Here is a 15,608-nt window from a genome sequence, read left to right as displayed (position 1 = left end):
TGAGCGTGTCACTGATCGCTTCCGACCAATTCCGCATCGTTGTCGGCCTCGGCAAGAGCGGCATGTCCCTGGTTCGCTTCCTGGCGAGCCGGGGCATTGCCTTTGCGGTCGCCGACACCCGCGAGCAACCGCCGGAACTGGACACCCTGCGCCGTGATTACCCGCAGGTGGAAGTGCGCTGTGGCGAGCTGGACGTGGATTTCCTTTGCCGCGCCAACGAACTGTACGTAAGCCCGGGCCTGGCCTTGTCCACCCCGGCGCTGCAGCAGGCCGCAGCGCGGGGTGTGGCCCTGTCGGGCGACATTGAGCTGTTCGCCCGCCATGCCAAGGCGCCGATCATCGCCATCAGTGGCTCCAACGCCAAAAGCACGGTGACCACCCTGGTGGGTGAAATGGCCGCCAAGGCGGGCAAGCGTGTGGCCGTGGGCGGCAACCTCGGCACGCCGGCGCTGGACCTGCTCGGCGATGATGTCGAGCTGTATGTGCTGGAGCTGTCCAGCTTCCAACTGGAAACCACTGACCAGCTCAACGCCGAAGTCGCCACCGTGCTGAACATCAGCGAAGACCACATGGACCGCTACAGCGGGCTGCCGGCCTATCACTTGGCCAAGCACCGCATCTTCCGTGGCGCCCATCAGGTGGTGGTAAACCGCCAGGACGCCCTGAGCCGGCCATTGCCGGTGGAAGGCCGGCCGTGCTGGAGCTTCGGCCTGAACGCGCCTGACTTCAAGGCCTTTGGCCTGCGTGAGGTCGATGGCGAGAAGTACCTGGCCTTCGAATTCCAGAACCTGATGCCGGTTCGCGAGCTGAAGATTCGTGGCTCGCACAACCAGAGCAACGCCCTCGCAGCCCTGGCCCTCGGCCATGCCGCCGGGTTGCCGTTCGCGCCGATGCTCGACGCCCTGCGTGAGTTCGGTGGCCTGGCCCATCGTTGCCAGTGGGTTCGCGAGCGCAACGGCGTCAACTGGTACGACGATTCCAAGGCCACCAACGTGGGTGCCGCACTGGCGGCCATCGAAGGCCTGGGCGCGGATATCACCGGCAAGCTGGTACTGATAGCGGGAGGCGACGGCAAAGGTGCCGATTTCGCTGCGCTGCGTGAGCCGGTGGCGCGCTTCTGTCGTGCCGTGGTGCTGCTCGGCCGTGATGCCGAGCGCCTGGCCGAGGCGTTGGGCGACGCTGTGCCGCAGGTTCGGGTCAAGACCCTCGATGAAGCTGTCGAGCAGTGCGCCGCCCTGGCGCAGCCGGGCGATGCGGTGCTGTTGTCGCCGGCCTGCGCCAGCCTCGACATGTTCAAGAACTTCGAAGAACGCGGGCGCCTGTTCGCCCAGGCGGCGGGAGGGCTGGCATGATCTTCGGTATCTTCAAGCCATACCCGTCGCCGCTGATCAGCGGCCGTGGCATCGACCTCGACTTCGCCATGCTTGCCGGTTGTCTGGCACTGTTGGGCCTGGGCCTGGTGATGATCACCTCGGCGTCCTCGGAAGTGGCTGCGGTGCAGTCGGGCAACCCGCTTTACCACATGTTCCGCCACCTGGTGTATGTGTTCATCGGCCTGGTCGCCTGCGGTGCCACCATGCTGGTGCCGATCGCCACCTGGCAGCGCATGGGCTTCATGATGCTGCTCGGCGCCTTCGGTTTGCTGGTGCTGGTGCTGGTGCCCGGTATCGGCCGGGAAGTGAACGGTTCCATGCGTTGGATCGGCTTCAGCTTCTTCAACGTGCAGCCTTCGGAAATTGCCAAGGTCTTCGTGGTCATCTACCTGGCCGGCTATCTGGTGCGTCGGCAGACCGAGGTGCGCGAGAGCTGGATGGGCTTCTTCAAGCCGTTCATCGTGCTGCTGCCAATGGCCGGTCTGCTGCTAATGGAGCCAGACTTCGGTGCCACCGTGGTAATGATGGGCGCTGCGGCGGCCATGCTGTTCCTCGGTGGGGTGGGGTTGTTCCGCTTCAGCCTGATGGTGGTGCTGGCGGTGGTCGCGGTGTTTGTGCTGGTGCAGGCCCAGCCGTATCGGATGGCGCGATTGATCACCTTTACCGACCCGTGGTCCGACCAGTTCGGTTCGGGCTACCAGCTGACCCAGGCACTGATTGCCTTTGGCCGCGGCGAGTGGCTGGGCGTTGGCCTGGGCAACAGCGTGCAGAAGCAGTTCTACCTGCCTGAGGCGCACACCGACTTCGTGTTCTCGGTGCTGGCCGAAGAGCTCGGTGTGGTCGGCTCGCTGGTCACCATTGCCCTGTTCGTCTTCGTCACCGTGCGCGCGCTGTACATCGGCCTGTGGGCCGAGAAGGCCAAGCAGTTCTTTGCCGCCTACATGGCGTTCGGCCTGGCCTTCCTGTGGATCGGCCAGTTCCTGATCAACATCGGGGTGAACGTCGGCCTGCTGCCGACCAAGGGCCTGACCTTGCCGTTCCTCAGTTACGGGGGCAGCTCGCTGGTGATCTGCTGTGCCTGTGTGGGGTTGCTGCTGCGGATCGAGTGGGAGAGTCGCACGCACCTGGGCAGTGAGGAACACGAATTCAACGAAAGCGATTTTGCCGAGGAGACCAGTCATGGCCGCTGACGGCAAAAACGTACTGATCATGGCAGGCGGCACCGGGGGCCACGTGTTCCCGGCCCTGGCCTGCGCCCGTGAGTTCCAGGCGCGTGGTTACAGCGTGCACTGGCTGGGCACGCCGCGTGGCATCGAGAACGAATTGGTGCCACAGGCCGGCTTGCCGCTGCACCTGATCCAGGTCAGTGGCCTGCGCGGCAAGGGCAAGCTGTCGTTGCTCAAGGCGCCATTCACCCTGATCAAGGCGGTGGTGCAGGCGCGGCGCATCATTCGCCAGCTCAAGCCGGTGTGCGTGGTGGGCTTTGGTGGCTACCTCACAGGCCCAGGCGGCGTGGCCGCGCGGCTGTGTGGCGTGCCGCTGGTGATCCACGAGCAGAACGCCCGCGCCGGTACCGCCAATCGCCTGCTGGTGCCGCTGTCGGCGCGAGTCTGCGAAGCTTTCCCAGGCACGTTCGAGGCCAATGACAAGTTGCGTACCACCGGCAATCCGGTGCGCGCAGAGTTGTTCATGGATGCACAACGTGCGCCCTTGGCCGAGCGCCGTGCACGCCTGTTGGTCATGGGTGGCAGCCTCGGTGCGGAACCATTGAACAAATTGTTGCCTAAGGCCCTGTCCGAGGTGCCTGCGAACCTGCGGCCCGAGGTGTTCCACCAGGCCGGCAAGCATCATGCGCCGATCACCGCCGAGCGTTATCACGAGGCGGGTGTCGAGGCTCAGGTAGAGCCGTTCATCAAGGACATGGCCCATGCCTATGGCTGGGCCGACCTGGTGGTGTGCCGAGCCGGTGCCCTGACCGTCAGCGAACTCGCGGCGGCAGGCCTGCCTTCGATGCTGGTGCCTTTGCCCTATGCAATCGATGACCACCAGACCCACAACGCCCAATATCTGGCTCGGGAAGGCGCCGCCTTCCTCATGCCGCAAGCGACAACTGGCGCAGCGCAGCTCGCTGAACGCCTGAACGAGGTGCTGATGCAACCCGAGAAACTCAACACCATGGCTGGCACCGCACGGCGCCTGGCCAAACCTGCCGCAACCAGCACCTTGGTCGATATCTGCCTGGAGGTGGCCCATGGTTGAGAGCCAGAAAGCCATTCCCCAGCCGAAGATGGGCCGTATCCGTCGTATTCACTTCGTCGGTATCGGCGGCGTCGGTATGTGCGGCATCGCCGAAGTGCTGCTGAACCTGGGCTATGAAGTCTCCGGCTCCGACCTCAAGGCGTCGCCGGTAACCGAGCGCCTGGAGTCGTTTGGCGCCGAGATCTTCGTCGGCCACCGCGCCGAAAACGCCGCCACCGCCGATGTGCTGGTGGTGTCCAGCGCGATCAATCCGGCCAACCCGGAAGTCGCCACCGCCCTGGAGCGGCGTATTCCGGTAGTGCCGCGTGCCGAGATGCTTGCCGAGCTGATGCGCTACCGCCACGGCGTGGCGGTGGCCGGTACCCACGGCAAGACCACCACCACCAGCCTGCTGGCCTCGGTGTTCGCCGCGGGCGGTCTGGACCCGACGTTCGTCATCGGTGGCCGCCTGACCGCCGCCGGCACCAATGCCCAGCTGGGCACCAGCCGCTACCTGATCGCCGAAGCGGACGAGAGCGACGCCAGCTTCCTGCACCTGCAGCCGATGGTCGCCGTGGTCACCAACATCGACGCCGACCACATGGCGACCTACGAAGGCGACTTCAACAAGCTGAAGAAAACCTTCGTCGAGTTCCTGCACAACCTGCCGTTCTACGGCTTGGCGGTGATGTGCCTGGACGACCCGGTGGTGCGCGAGATCCTGCCGCAGGTCAAACGCCCGACGGTGACCTACGGCTTCAGCGAAGAGGCTGACATCCGCGCCATCAACGTGCGCCAGCAGGGCATGCAGACGCATTTCACCGTGTTACGCCGCGACTGCGAGCCGCTGGAGGTGTCGGTGAACATGCCCGGCAACCACAACGTGCTCAACGCCCTGGCAACCATTGCCATCGCCACTGACGAAGGTATCAGCGACGAGGCCATCGTCCAGGGGCTGTCCGGCTTCCAGGGCGTCGGCCGACGCTTCCAGGTGTACGGCGAGCTGCCGGTGGACGGCGGCAGCGTAATGCTGGTCGATGACTACGGCCACCACCCGACCGAAGTCGCTGCGGTGATCAAGGCCGTGCGTGGCGGCTGGCCAAGCCGTCGCCTGGTGATTGTCTACCAGCCGCACCGTTATAGCCGCACCCGCGACCTGTACGACGATTTCGTACAAGTGCTGGGCGACGCCAACGTGCTGCTGTTGATGGAGGTCTACCCGGCCGGCGAAGAGCCGATCCCCGGGGCGGACAGCCGCCAGCTGTGCCACAGCATTCGTCAGCGCGGCAAGCTGGACCCGATCTACATCGAGCGTGGCGCCGAGCTTGCGCCGTTGGTCCAGCCGTTGCTGCGCGCCGGCGACATCCTGCTTTGCCAGGGTGCCGGTGATGTCGGTGGCCTGGCCCCGCAATTGATGAAAAGCCCGCTGTTCGCTGGCGCCAAGCAGGAGAAGTCGAAATGACCAGCGCCTACGAAAAGCTGCACTCTACCCTGGACGTCAAGGCGTTTGGCCGCGTTGCTGTGCTGTACGGTGGCAAGAGCGCCGAGCGTGAGGTGTCGCTCAAGTCCGGCGCTGCGGTGATCGATGCGCTGACCACTGCCGGTGTCGATGTGGTCGCCATCGATGTGGGCGACGACCTGCTCGACCGCCTGCAAAGCGAGAAGATCGACCGCGCGTTCATCATCCTTCACGGCCGTGGTGGTGAAGACGGCAGCATGCAAGGCCTGCTCGAGTGCCTGGGCATCCCTTACACCGGCAGTGGCATCCTCGCTTCGGCCCTGGCCATGGACAAGTTGCGCACCAAGCAGGTGTGGCAGAGCCTGGGCATTCCGACCCCGCGTCACGCGGTTTTGGCCAGCGAAAACGATTGTGTGGTGGCCAGTACGGAACTGGGCTTCCCGCTTATCGTCAAACCTGCCCATGAAGGCTCTAGCATCGGCATGGCCAAGGTGAACAGCGAGCAGGAATTGATCGCCGCCTGGAAGGATGCCGGCCAATACGATTCCCAGGTTCTGGTCGAGCAGTGGATCCACGGCCCGGAGTTCACCATCGCGGTGCTGCGTGGCCAGGTGCTGCCGCCAATCGCCCTGGGTACGCCGCACGTGTTCTACGACTACGACGCCAAGTACATCGCCAACGACACCCAGTACCGCATTCCGTGCGGCCTGGACAGCGTCAAGGAACAGGAACTGATCGACCTGACCGCGCGCGCCTGCGATGCCATCGGCATCGAGGGCTGGGGGCGGTTGGATGTGATGCAGGACGAGCAGGGCCGGTTCTGGCTGCTCGAAGTCAACACCGCACCGGGCATGACTGATCATAGCCTGGTGCCCATGGCGGCCCGCGCGGCCGGCCTGGACTTCCAGCAACTGGTGCTGGCAATCCTGGCTGCCAGCGTTGAGACGCGAGGTTAACAGCCATGCAAGGCGCGATGTTACGTCATCAGCAACCCGCCACCGGCCGCAACAAGCCGGTGCCGCGCGGTGCCAGCCGAATGGTGGCCAAAGAGCCCATGTCGGCGCGCCTGCCCAAGGCCAACTTCAGTGGACTCAAGCGCCTGCTCTGGCCGGTGCTTCTGGTCGCGGCAGGCTTCGGTGCCTATGAAGGCGCCATTCGCCTGATGCCTTACGCTGACCGGCCAATCACCCGGATCGCCGTGCAGGGCGACCTCAGCTACATCAGCCAACAGGCGGTGCAGCAGCGAATCGCCCCGTTCATGGCGGCGAGCTTCTTCAGCGTCGACCTGCCAGCGATGCGAGCGGAGCTTGAGCAGATGCCGTGGATCGCGCATGCCGAGGTCCGCCGCGTGTGGCCGGACGAGGTGGTGATCCGCCTGGAAGAACAGCTGCCAGTGGCACGCTGGGGTGACGAAGCCTTGCTCAATAACCAGGGCCAGGCCTTTACCCCGCGCGAGCTGGCCAACTATGAGCACCTGCCGCAGCTATTCGGGCCGCAGCGTGCCCAGCAACAAGTCATGCAGCAGTATCAGGTATTGAGCCAGATGCTGCGCCCCATGGGCTTTTCCATCGCTCGCCTGGAGCTGCGCGAGCGAGGCAGTTGGTTCCTGACCACCGGTGCGGGCAGCACCGGGCCAGGCATCGAACTGCTACTGGGGCGCGACCATCTGGTGGAGAAGATGCGCCGTTTCATTGCCATTTACGACAAGACACTCAAAGACCAGATCACCACTATCGCCCGCATTGATCTGCGTTATTCCAACGGACTTGCCGTTGGTTGGCGGGAACCGATTGCACCGACGACGGCCCAACCCGCCGTTGCGAAGAATTAGAGAGAGGCAGGACCATGGCAAACGCGCATAGCGGCAAAATGATCGTCGGGCTGGACATTGGCACCTCCAAGGTGGTGGCGCTGGTGGGTGAAGTGGGCGAAGACGGCACACTGGAGATCGTCGGGATCGGTACCCATCCGTCCCGCGGCCTGAAAAAAGGCGTGGTGGTGAACATCGAATCGACCGTGCAGTCGATCCAGCGCGCGGTGGAAGAAGCGCAGCTGATGGCCGGCTGCCGTATCCACTCGGCGTTCGTCGGCGTGGCTGGCAACCACATCCGCAGCCTGAACTCCCACGGCATCGTCGCCATCCGCGACCGTGAGGTCAGCCTTGCCGACCTCGAACGCGTGCTCGACGCCGCCCAGGCCGTGGCCATTCCGGCTGACCAGCGCGTGCTGCACACCCTGCCGCAGGACTACGTGATCGACAACCAGGAAGGCGTGCGCGAGCCACTGGGCATGTCCGGTGTGCGCCTGGAAGCCAAGGTTCACGTGGTCACCTGCGCGGTCAACGCTGCGCAGAACATCGAGAAGTGCGTACGCCGCTGCGGCCTGGAAATCGACGACATCATCCTCGAGCAACTGGCTTCGGCCTACTCGGTGCTGACCGACGATGAAAAAGAGCTCGGCGTGTGCCTGGTGGACATCGGTGGCGGTACCACTGACATCGCGATCTTCACCGAAGGTGCGATTCGTCACACCGCGGTCATCCCGATTGCCGGCGACCAGGTCACCAACGACATCGCCATGGCCCTGCGTACACCGACCCAATACGCCGAAGAAATCAAGATCCGCTACGCCTGCGCCCTGGCCAAGCTGGCGGGCGCCGGCGAAACCATCAAGGTGCCAAGTGTGGGCGATCGCCCGCCGCGTGAGCTGTCGCGCCAGGCCCTGGCCGAAGTGGTGGAGCCGCGTTACGACGAGCTCTTCACCCTGATCCAGGCCGAACTGCGCCGCAGTGGTTACGAGGACCTGGTGCCGGCCGGCATCGTGCTGACCGGCGGTACCGCGAAGATGGAAGGCGCCGTAGAACTGGCCGAGGAAATCTTCCACATGCCGGTACGCCTGGGCGTACCGCACAGCGTTCGGGGGCTGAGCGACGTGGTGCGCAACCCGATCTATTCCACCGGCGTGGGCCTGCTCACCTACGGCCTGCTGAAGCAGTCCGAGGACATGGTCCTGACCGGTAACAGCAACAGCAGCAACAACAGCTATGGCGATGAACCGAAGGCCCCAGTGCTTGAGCGCTTCAAGCGGTGGGTCCAGGGCAATTTCTAAGTTTCAAAGCAGTAGTGGTAGGCGCGACAACTAGAGAACTGTAAGGAGAGGGAAAATGTTCGAGCTCGTAGACAACGTCCCGCAAAGTCCGGTCATCAAGGTGATCGGCGTTGGCGGTGGTGGCGGCAATGCCGTCAATCACATGGTCAAGAGCAGCATCGAAGGCGTGGAATTCATCTGCGCCAACACTGATGCTCAAGCGCTGAAAAGCATTGGCGCGCGCACCATCCTGCAATTGGGCACTGGCGTGACCAAAGGCCTGGGTGCAGGTGCTAATCCGGAAGTCGGCCGTCAGGCCGCGCTGGAAGACCGTGAGCGCATCGCCGAGGTGCTGCAGGGCACCAACATGGTGTTCATCACCACCGGCATGGGTGGCGGTACCGGTACTGGTGCGGCCCCGATCATCGCCGAAGTGGCGAAGGAAATGGGCATTCTCACCGTTGCCGTGGTGACCCGTCCGTTCCCGTTCGAAGGCCGCAAACGTATGCAGATCGCCGATGAAGGCATCCGCATGCTGGCCGAGAGCGTCGACTCGCTGATCACCATCCCCAACGAGAAGCTGCTGACCATCCTGGGCAAGGATGCTAGCCTACTGTCCGCCTTTGCCAAGGCTGACGACGTGCTGGCCGGTGCCGTGCGCGGTATCTCCGATATCATCAAGCGTCCTGGCATGATCAACGTCGACTTCGCCGACGTGCGCACCGTGATGGGCGAGATGGGCATGGCCATGATGGGCACTGGCTGCGCCAGCGGTCCGAACCGTGCGCGTGAAGCGACCGAGGCGGCGATCCGCAACCCGTTGCTCGAAGACGTCAACCTGCAGGGCGCCCGCGGCATCCTGGTGAACATCACCGCAGGTCCTGACCTGTCGCTGGGTGAGTACTCCGATGTGGGTAGCATCATCGAAGCCTTTGCCTCCGACCACGCGATGGTCAAGGTCGGCACCGTGATCGATCCGGACATGCGCGATGAGCTGCACGTGACCGTGGTCGCCACTGGCCTGGGCGCACGCATCGAGAAGCCGGTCAAAGTGGTGGACAACACCCTGCAGACTGCTCAGCAGGCATACGAAGCGTCCAACCCTGCGCCGGTTCGCCAAGAGCAGCCAGCGGTCAACTACCGTGACCTGGAGCGCCCGACTGTCATGCGCAACCAGGCTCATGCAGGTGCCGCAGCAGCCGCTAAACTCAACCCTCAGGACGATCTGGACTACCTCGATATCCCGGCTTTCCTGCGTCGCCAGGCTGATTAATGGAATTTATCAGGGGTATAAAGGTGATTGGTATTCAGCAAAGGTCGGGTCTGTTATCATCCCCAGCCTTTGTTGATACCTGTTCGCAATTTGCGCTGAAGCGGCCAATGCCATGATTAAACAACGCACCCTGAAGAATACCATCCGTGCCACAGGTGTCGGTCTGCACTCCGGGGAGAAGGTATACCTGACCCTCAAGCCTGCACCTGTTGACACCGGCATCGTCTTCCGCCGCGCCGATCTCGACCCTGTGGTCGAAATCGCAGCGCGTGCGGCCAACGTCGGCGAGACAACCATGTCGACGACGCTGGTCAACGGTGACGTCAAGGTCGATACGGTCGAGCACCTGCTCTCCGCTATGGCGGGCCTGGGCATCGATAACGCCTACGTCGAGCTCTCCGCCTCGGAAGTGCCGATCATGGATGGCAGCGCCGGACCCTTTGTATTCCTGATTCAGTCTGCCGGCCTGGAAGAGCAGGACGCAGCCAAGAAGTTCATCCGTATTCTGCGTGAGGTAACTGTGGAAGAGGGCGACAAGCGCGCTACCTTCCTGCCTTTCGAGGGGTTCAAGGTGAGCTTCGAGATCGACTTCGATCACCCGGTCGTCAGCGGCCGGACCCAGAGCGCCAGTGTGGATTTCTCCAGCACGTCGTTCGTGAAAGAAGTAAGCCGTGCCCGCACCTTCGGTTTCATGCGGGACATCGAGTACCTGCGCAAGCATAACCTTGCGTTGGGCGGCAGTGTAGAAAACGCCATCGTGGTGGATGAAGATAAGGTGCTGAACGAAGACGGCCTTCGCTATGAAGACGAATTCGTCAAGCACAAGATCCTCGACGCCATCGGTGACCTCTACCTGCTGGGCAACAGCCTGATCGGCGAGTTCAAGGGCTACAAGTCCGGCCATTCGCTGAACAACCAGCTGTTGCGCAAGCTCATTGCTGAAACCGATGCCTGGGAAGTGGTCACTTTCGAAGATGCCAGCACGGCACCGATCTCGTACATGCGCCCTGTTGCGGCCGTGTAAGTTCGAACACTCTCTAGTTCATTAAGGCCACCTTCGGGTGGCCTTTTTTATTTCAGCTTTTACCCCGGGCATGGCTGGCGAGCCGTTCCAGGGCAGCGCGCAATTTGGGGTCGGCAATCCCTTCGGCGGTATCGCGAAGGCTTTCGGCGGCATTGCTCGACAGCTCGGCGGCATGCCCGCCACGCTTGGCCGGCACCAGGGGTGGTTGCACCTTGTAGAGGATGCGCCGCAGGTTGCCGAATGCTTCCATGGCCTGTAACTCCCGCATCAGGCGTTTTTGCTGATAGCGCAAACGGGTGGCCCAATGACCGTCGGTAACCACCAGCAACAATATGCCATCACGCCACGATGCCACGTGGCAGTGCTCGCGGGCAGCCGGCTGCAGCTGGCTTTCCAGCAGGCGCTGCAGGTGCTCCAGGCGTTCGGCCTGGTTCAGCAGCAGGCGCAGCGGGCGCACCTGGCGCAGCAGTGCGGACGGTTGCTGAGCGGGGGAGGGTTTGTAGGCCATGGGGGTACGCAGGAGGTTACAAGAGCGGCAGTTTAACACCTCTGTTGCCTGTACCGGCCTCTTCGCGGGCAAGCCCGCTCCCACGGGGTTGCTGCTGTCTTGAGGCGAGCGTAATGCCGGTGGGAGCGGGCTTGCCCGCGAAGAGGCGGGTACAGACAACACAAGATAAGACTCATTCTCGATACGTTTCATCTTCCTGAGCCTTGAACTCAGCGAAAATGACCCTATCTAAGAAATGCCCCTGCCAAAACGCTGTATCAGCATCGTGGAAATCAGCCACTTTCCTCACCATCGTTTCCGGGTAGAATGCTCGTTCGCATGCGGCCTAAGGGCTGCACGGGCGACTCATGGGGCCGCCCTCCATCCCTACGTGTGGAAGATCCTGCCGATATGTTTGCGCCTTTGTTAAAGAAACTTTTTGGAAGCAAGAATGAGCGTGAAGTCAAACGCATGCTCAAGACGGTGACTATCGTCAATGCCTTCGAAGAGAAGATGGTGGCCCTCTCCGATGAGCAACTGCGGGGCAAGACCGCAGAGTTCAAGGAGCGCCTGGCCAAAGGCGAGACACTGGACCAACTGCTGCCTGAAGCCTTCGCCGTGGCCCGTGAGGCCGGCAAGCGCGTGATGGGTATGCGCCACTTCGACGTGCAGCTGATCGGCGGCATGACCCTGCACGAGGGCATGATCGCAGAAATGCGCACCGGTGAAGGCAAGACCTTGGTCGGTACCCTGGCCGTCTACCTCAACGCATTGTCCGGCAAAGGCGTGCACGTGGTGACCGTCAACGACTACCTGGCCCGCCGTGACGCCAACTGGATGCGCCCGTTGTACGAGTTCCTCGGTCTGTCCGTGGGCATCGTCTCGGCCTTCCAACCGCCGGAAGAAAAGCGCGCTGCCTACGCCTCCGACATCACCTACGGCACCAACAACGAATTCGGTTTCGACTACCTGCGCGACAACATGGCGTTCAGCCAGGAAGAGAAGTTCCAGCGTGAACTCAACTTCTCGGTAATCGACGAAGTCGACTCGATCCTCATCGACGAAGCCCGTACTCCGCTGATCATCTCCGGCCAGGCCGAGGACAGCTCCAAGCTGTACATCGAGATCAACCGCCTGATCCCGCGCCTGACCCAGCACATCGAAGAAGTCGAAGGCCAGGTCACCCAGGAAGGCCACTTCACCATCGACGAGAAGAGCCGCCAGGTCGAGCTCAACGAAGCCGGTCACCAATTCATCGAAGAGATGCTCACCCAGGCCGGCCTGCTGGCCGAGGGCGAGAGCCTCTACTCGGCGCATAACCTGGGCCTGCTGACCCACGTCTACGCTGGCCTGCGCGCGCACAAGCTGTTCCACCGCAACGTCGAGTACATCGTCCAGGACGGCCAGGTCCTGCTGATCGACGAGCACACCGGCCGTACCATGCCCGGTCGTCGCCTGTCCGAAGGCCTGCACCAGGCCATCGAAGCGAAAGAAAACCTGAACATTCAGGCCGAAAGCCAGACCCTGGCCTCGACCACCTTCCAGAACTACTTCCGTCTCTACACCAAGCTGTCCGGCATGACCGGTACCGCCGACACCGAAGCGTTCGAGTTCCAGTCGATCTACGGCCTCAACGTGATGGTGATTCCGCCGAACAAACCGTTGGCGCGTAAGGACTTCAACGACCTGGTGTACCTGACCGCCGACGAGAAATACGCCGCGATCATCGCCGACATCAAGGAAAGCATGACCCAAGGTCGCCCGGTGCTGGTGGGTACTGCCACCATCGAAACGTCCGAGCACATGTCGAACCTGCTGCTGAAGGAAGGCATCGAGCACAAGGTACTGAACGCCAAGTACCACGAGAAAGAAGCCGAGATCATCGCCCAGGCGGGCGCTCCGGGTGCATTGACCATTGCCACCAACATGGCTGGCCGGGGTACCGACATCCTGCTGGGTGGTAACTGGGAAGCCGAAGTGGCCGCTCTCGACAGCCCGACCGCCGAACAGATCGCCCAGATCAAGGCCGACTGGCAGAAGCGTCACCAGCAGGTAATCGAGTCGGGTGGCCTGCACGTGATTGCCTCCGAGCGTCACGAATCGCGCCGTATCGACAACCAGCTGCGCGGTCGTTCCGGCCGTCAGGGTGACCCGGGTTCCAGCCGCTTCTACCTGTCGCTCGAAGACAGCCTGATGCGCATCTTCGCCTCTGATCGGGTGAAGAACTTCATGAAGGCGCTGGGCATGCAGTCTGGCGAGGCGATCGAGCATCGCATGGTCACCAACGCCATCGAGAAAGCCCAGCGCAAGGTCGAAGGCCGCAACTTCGACATCCGCAAGCAGTTGCTCGAATACGACGACGTGGCCAACGAGCAGCGCAAGGTGATCTACCACATGCGCAACAGCCTGCTGGCGGCCGAGAACATCGGCGATACCATTGCCGAGTTCCGCCAGGAAGTGCTCGATGCCACCATCAGCCAGCACATCCCGCCGCAGTCGCTGCCCGAGCAGTGGGACGTGGCCGGCCTGGAGGCTTCGCTGTCCAGCGACTTCGCCATGAAGCTGCCGATCCAGCAGTGGCTCGACGAGGACGACCACCTCTACGAGGAAACCCTGCGCGCGAAGCTGATCAAGGAAATCACCGACGCCTACAACGAGAAGGAAGACCAGGCCGGCATCGACGCCCTGCGTACCTTCGAGAAGCAGATTCTGCTGCGAGTACTGGACGACCTGTGGAAAGACCACCTGTCGACCATGGACCACCTGCGCCACGGCATTCACCTGCGCGGCTATGCGCAGAAGAACCCGAAGCAGGAGTACAAGCGCGAGTCGTTCACGCTGTTCCAGGAACTGCTCGAATCGATCAAACGCGACACCATCCGCGTGCTGTCGCACGTCCAGGTGCGCCGCGAAGACCCGATCGAAGAGGAAGCCCGTCTGCGCCGCGAAGCCGAGGAGCTGGCCAGCCGCATGCAGTTCCAGCATGCCGCCGCTCCAGGCCTTGAAAGCGAGCAACTGAGCGAGGAGGGCGCCGACGTGGCCGTGGCCGCAGCACCGGTGCGCAACGACCAGAAGCTGGGCCGCAACGAGCCATGCCCGTGCGGTTCGGGCAAGAAGTACAAGCATTGCCACGGGCAGATCGATTGATCTGATCCACTCGCAGTAACGTGACATCACCGGGGCCGCTGTGCGGCCCATTCGCGGCACAAGGCCGCTCCCACAGGGATCGCGCCTGAATCAGAAGGTTGCGAGGCCCTTGTGGGAGCGGCCTTGTGCCGCGAATGGGGCGCGAAGCGGCCCCGCTCTTCCATCATCATTTCACCGTTTTTCTAGGAGCGCTCTAATGGCTGTTGGTCTTGGTCCTTTGCCCACCCTGCACCCGGTTCCGGGTTTTGAACTCGGTATCGCTTCTGCCGGCATCAAGCGCCCTGGGCGCAAGGATGTGGTGGTCATGCGCTGTGCCGAAGGCTCCAGCGTCGCTGGCGTATTCACCCTCAACGCCTTCTGCGCGGCCCCGGTGATCCTCTCCAAACAGCGTGTTCAGGGCACTGTGCGTTATTTGCTGACCAACACCGGCAACGCCAACGCCGGTACCGGCGCACCCGGCCTGGCCGCTGCCGAACGCACCTGCGCCAAGCTCGCCGAGCTGACCGGCGTACCGGCTGAGTCGGTGCTGCCGTTCTCCACCGGCGTGATCGGCGAGCCGCTGCCGGTCGAGAAGATCGAAGGCGCTCTGCAGGCCGCCCTGGACGACCTGTCGGAAAACAACTGGGCTGAAGCCGCCACTGGCATCATGACCACCGACACCCTGCCCAAGGGTGCCAGCCGTCAGTTCCAGCACGATGGCGTGACCGTGACCGTTACCGGCATCAGCAAAGGCGCTGGCATGATCCGCCCGAACATGGCCACCATGCTCGGTTACATTGCCACTGACGCCAAGGTTGCCCCGGCGGTGCTCAAGGACCTGATGCTCGACGGCGCCAACAAGTCGTTCAACCGCATCACCATCGACGGCGACACCTCGACCAACGATTGCTGCATGCTGATCGCTACCGGCAAGGCCAACCTGCCGGAAGTCACCGAAGCCAGCGGTGCGCTGTTCGAAGCCCTGAAAAAGGCTGTGTTCGAAGTGTGCATGGACGTGGCGCAGGCCATTGTCCGCGACGGCGAAGGTGCCACCAAGTTCGTCACGGTGCAGGTCAACGGTGGTGGTAACCACCAGGAATGCCTGGACGTCGGTTACGCCGTGGCCCACTCGCCGCTGATCAAGACTGCCCTGTTCGCTTCCGACCCTAACTGGGGCCGCATCCTGGCCGCCGTTGGCCGTGCTGGCGTGCCGGAGCTGGATGTCAGCCTGATCGACGTGTACCTGGACAGCGTCTGCATCGCCAGCCAAGGCGGCCGCAGCCCGAGCTATACCGAGGCGCAAGGCTCTGCAGTCATGGCCCAGGAAGAGATCACCATCCGCATCGAGCTGGGCCGCGGTGCATGCAGCGAAACCATCTGGACCACCGACCTGTCCCACGAATACGTGAAGATCAACGCCGAATACCGCACGTGATTCAATTGGGGCCGCTTTGCGGCCCTTCGCGACACAAGGCCGCTCCTACACCGGTCTGCACTGTACCTGTAGGAGCGGCCTTGCGTCGGGAAGGGCTGCGAAGCAG

12 protein-coding genes are annotated in these 15,608 nt (G+C 62.9%); 11 read left to right on the top strand and 1 reads right to left on the bottom strand.

All coding sequences use genetic code 11. The features are described 5' to 3' along the window. Positions 1 to 5 precede the first annotated feature (5 nt). The 9 genes from murD (at position 6) to lpxC (ending at position 10,454) form a co-directional block, all read left to right on the top strand. Positions 6 to 1,352 (top strand): UDP-N-acetylmuramoyl-L-alanine--D-glutamate ligase, encoded by a 1,347-nt coding sequence (gene murD, locus ACSSU5_RS06090; RefSeq protein ID WP_492560802.1) that lies wholly within the window; start codon positions 6 to 8, stop codon positions 1,350 to 1,352. After that, positions 1,349 to 2,563, top strand: coding sequence for a putative lipid II flippase FtsW (ftsW, locus tag ACSSU5_RS06085; protein WP_413470109.1), 1,215 nt, complete (start codon positions 1,349 to 1,351; stop codon positions 2,561 to 2,563). Before murD ends, ftsW begins: the two co-directional genes overlap by 4 nt. Then, entirely contained in the window at positions 2,553 to 3,632 is a 1,080-nt protein-coding gene (gene murG, locus ACSSU5_RS06080; protein ID WP_492560801.1) for an undecaprenyldiphospho-muramoylpentapeptide beta-N-acetylglucosaminyltransferase, read from the top strand. Before ftsW ends, murG begins: the two co-directional genes overlap by 11 nt. Continuing rightward, the gene (murC, locus tag ACSSU5_RS06075; RefSeq protein WP_264311696.1) at positions 3,625 to 5,073 is read left to right on the top strand and encodes a UDP-N-acetylmuramate--L-alanine ligase; all 1,449 of its coding nucleotides are present in this window, start codon (positions 3,625 to 3,627) and stop codon (positions 5,071 to 5,073) included. The genes murG and murC overlap by 8 nt, the downstream gene beginning before the upstream one ends. Beyond that, a complete protein-coding gene (locus ACSSU5_RS06070) occupies positions 5,070 to 6,026 on the top strand; it encodes a D-alanine--D-alanine ligase (RefSeq protein ID WP_264311697.1) in 957 nt (318 codons plus the stop codon). The genes murC and ACSSU5_RS06070 overlap by 4 nt, the downstream gene beginning before the upstream one ends. A gap of 5 nt (positions 6,027 to 6,031) precedes the next feature. After that, entirely contained in the window at positions 6,032 to 6,901 is an 870-nt protein-coding gene (locus ACSSU5_RS06065; protein ID WP_264311698.1) for a cell division protein FtsQ/DivIB, read from the top strand. Positions 6,902 to 6,915: 14 nt separating this feature from the next. Beyond that, positions 6,916 to 8,178 (top strand): cell division protein FtsA, encoded by a 1,263-nt coding sequence (gene ftsA, locus ACSSU5_RS06060; protein ID WP_264311699.1) that lies wholly within the window; start codon positions 6,916 to 6,918, stop codon positions 8,176 to 8,178. 55 nt (positions 8,179 to 8,233) lie between these two features. Continuing rightward, positions 8,234 to 9,430 (top strand): cell division protein FtsZ, encoded by a 1,197-nt coding sequence (gene ftsZ, locus ACSSU5_RS06055; RefSeq protein WP_016488958.1) that lies wholly within the window; start codon positions 8,234 to 8,236, stop codon positions 9,428 to 9,430. 112 nt (positions 9,431 to 9,542) lie between these two features. Then, complete coding sequence (lpxC, locus tag ACSSU5_RS06050) at positions 9,543 to 10,454, top strand: UDP-3-O-acyl-N-acetylglucosamine deacetylase (RefSeq protein WP_264311700.1); 912 nt, start codon at positions 9,543 to 9,545, stop codon at positions 10,452 to 10,454. Positions 10,455 to 10,506: 52 nt separating this feature from the next. On the opposite strand, the gene ACSSU5_RS06045 is transcribed toward lpxC, so the two are convergent. Beyond that, on the bottom strand, positions 10,507 to 10,962 hold the full coding sequence (locus ACSSU5_RS06045; protein WP_264311701.1) for a DUF721 domain-containing protein: 456 nt from the start codon (positions 10,960 to 10,962) through the stop codon (positions 10,507 to 10,509). A 390-nt stretch (positions 10,963 to 11,352) separates the two neighbouring features. Here ACSSU5_RS06045 and secA point away from each other — a divergent pair, with 390 nt between their 5' ends. After that, entirely contained in the window at positions 11,353 to 14,088 is a 2,736-nt protein-coding gene (secA, locus tag ACSSU5_RS06040) for a preprotein translocase subunit SecA (protein ID WP_264311702.1), read from the top strand. Positions 14,089 to 14,284: 196 nt separating this feature from the next. Next, a complete protein-coding gene (argJ, locus tag ACSSU5_RS06035) occupies positions 14,285 to 15,502 on the top strand; it encodes a bifunctional glutamate N-acetyltransferase/amino-acid acetyltransferase ArgJ (protein WP_264311703.1) in 1,218 nt (405 codons plus the stop codon). The last annotated feature ends 106 nt before the right edge of the window (positions 15,503 to 15,608 follow it).

This window comes from Pseudomonas sp. E1MeOHC2 (assembly GCF_058745025.1).
The sequence above is the reverse complement of the archived record's forward strand: the minus strand, read 5'-3'. Positions and strand labels throughout refer to the sequence as shown.